This window comes from Peterkaempfera griseoplana, assembly GCF_001418575.1.
Lineage (GTDB): Bacteria > Actinomycetota > Actinomycetes > Streptomycetales > Streptomycetaceae > Peterkaempfera > Peterkaempfera griseoplana.
Window position 1 is genome coordinate 1 of the sequence record NZ_LIQR01000234.1, and the last position, 1,760, is coordinate 1,760.

2 protein-coding genes are annotated in these 1,760 nt (G+C 75.1%); both read left to right on the top strand.

All coding sequences use genetic code 11. The features are described 5' to 3' along the window. Positions 1-1,216, top strand: a 1,216-nt coding sequence (locus tag AOK09_RS18160) for a YhgE/Pip family protein (RefSeq protein ID WP_157875939.1), incomplete at its 5' end; no start/stop codon positions are given. A gap of 41 nt (positions 1,217-1,257) precedes the next feature. After that, positions 1,258-1,760: TetR/AcrR family transcriptional regulator (locus AOK09_RS18165; protein ID WP_055588258.1), on the top strand; the 503-nt coding region annotated here is incomplete at its 3' end.

The following is a 1,760-nucleotide window of genomic DNA, read 5'->3' on the forward strand; positions in this document are numbered from 1 at the left end:
GAAGAACACCGCCCCGAACAGCGCCGCCGACTGCGCCGCCCTCGGCCAGGCCGACCGCGCCGCCCACGAGGTGGTCGCCGCCGCCGGGCAACTCGACGACGCCGTACAGCAGATGACACCGCGCCTCGACCAGCTGGCCGCCGACGCCACCCGGGTCGAACGGCTCGCCCGCCAGCTGTCCAGGCCGGGCCTGGCCCAGGACTTCGACCAGGCCGTGGCCGACGTCAACCGGCTCAACACGGGCGTGCACCGGCTGGCCACCGGCTCCGCCGCCCTGCACCGGGGCACCGGCCAGGCCCTCACCGGGGCCCGGACCCTCGACTCCGGGCTGGGCGATCTCGCGGACGGCGCCAGGTCGCTCAGCGGTGGGCTCTTCCAGCTCTCCACGGGCGCCCAGCGCCTGGACGGCGGCCTCGGCACGCTGGCCGACGGCGCCCAGCGCCTGGACAGCGGCCTCGGCTCGCTGACGGACGGCTCCGGCACCCTGGCGAGCGGCCTGCGCGACGGCGCCGGGAAGATCCCCGACTACGACCGGGCGCAGCGCGACGCCCGCGCCGCCGCCATGAGCGACCCGGTCCAGCTGGCCAGGAACGAACTCAACAAGGCGCCCAACTACGGCACCGGCTTCGCCCCGTACTTCATCCCGCTCGCCCTGTGGGTCGGCGCCATGGTCGCCTATATGCTGCTGCGCCCGCTCAGCCCCCGCGCGCTCGCCGCCAACGCCCCCTCCTGGCGGGTCGCGGTCGCCGGCTGGCTGCCCGCCGCCGGGATCGGGGTGCTCCAGGCCGGGGCGCTGCTGGCGGTGCTGCACTGGGGGGTGGGGCTGCAACTGCAGCGCGGCGCCGGGGTGGTGGGCTATGCGCTGCTCACCGTGGCCTGCTTCACCGCGATCATGCAGTGGCTGAACGCCCGCTTCGGCCCGGCGGGGCGGCTGCTGGCCCTCGCCCTGCTGATGCTCCAGCTCACCTCGGCCGGCGGCACCTACCCGGTGGAGACCAGCCCGCGGTTCTTCGGTGTCCTGCACCCCCTGCTGCCGATGACCTATGTGGTGCAGGGCCTGCGCCGGCTGGTCAGCGGCGGCGACCTGGGGCCGGTGTGGACGGGCTGCGCGGTGCTGACCGCCTTCCTGGCCGCCGCCCTCGCCCTGACCGCCCTGACCGCACGCCGGCAGCAGGTCTGGTCGCTCTCCCGGCTCCACCCGGAGCTGGCACTGTGACCGCCGCGGCGGCCGTGGGCGCGACCCGCGAGAATACGGCCATGAGCAGCAGCACCAGTACCCGCCGCAGCGCCACCCGGCAGCGCCTGTACGAGGCCGCGGTGACCCTCATCGCCGAACAGGGCTTCTCCGCCACCACGGTGGAGGAGATCGCCGAGCGGGCCGGGGTCGCCAAGGGGACCGTCTACTACAACTTCGCCAGCAAGACGGAGCTGTTCGAGGGGCTGCTGCGGCACGGCGTCGGCCTGCTCACCGACTCGCTGCGGAGCGCCGCCGCCGACCGGCCGCCGCTGGAGGGCCTGGACGCGATGATCCGGGCGGGGCTGGAGTTCATCGCCGCCTACCCGTCCTTCGCCCAGCTCTTCGTCGCGGAGACCTGGCGCACCAACCGGGCCTGGCACGACACCCTGCGGCTGCTGCGGGACGAGGCGGTGTCGGTGGTCGCCGGGGTGCTGGACGACGCCGTGCGGCAGGGGGAGCTGGCGGCGGACCTGGACACCCGGCTGACCGCCTCGGCGCTCTTCGGCATGGTGCTGGTGGTGGC